A 451-nucleotide genomic window follows, 5' to 3' on the forward strand; every position below is an offset into this window, starting at 1 on the left:
GTGTAGCTCTTGCCGTCGCGCAGCCGCTCGACCTGGTAGATGATCGGGATCTGCGGATCGCCGGGCAGGATGAAATAGCAATGGATCGAATGCGGCAGCCGGCCCTCGACGGTGCGGCACGCCGCAACCATCGCCTGGCCGATCACCTGGCCACCGAACACCCGCTGCCAGCTCGTCTTCGGGCTGTTGCCGCGGAACAAATTCACCTCGAGCTGCTCGAGATCGAGGATGGACAGCAGGTCGATCAGGCTCTTGGACATGGATGCGTCCTGGATGGGTTCGTTTTGGATGTCGTCATTCCGGGGCGCGGCGCAGCCGCGAGCCCGGAATCCATTCATCCACCGAAGTTGCGGCCTGATGGATTCCGGGCTCGCGCTTCGCGCGCCCGGAATGACGAGTGGGGCCGGTTGGCCGCTCTTGTTTCTCCCCCCTGTTTCGCCCAGCTAATATC

1 protein-coding gene is annotated in these 451 nt (G+C 63.4%); it reads right to left on the reverse strand.

All coding sequences use genetic code 11. The features are described from left to right. On the reverse strand, positions 1-260 hold a 260-nt coding region (locus tag GPA22_RS22450), incomplete at its 3' end, for an acyl-CoA thioesterase (protein ID WP_211169310.1). Positions 261-451: the final 191 nt, after the last annotated feature.

Origin of the sequence: Aromatoleum toluvorans (assembly GCF_012910905.1) — a bacterium.
Classification (GTDB): Bacteria; Pseudomonadota; Gammaproteobacteria; order Burkholderiales; family Rhodocyclaceae; genus Aromatoleum; species Aromatoleum toluvorans.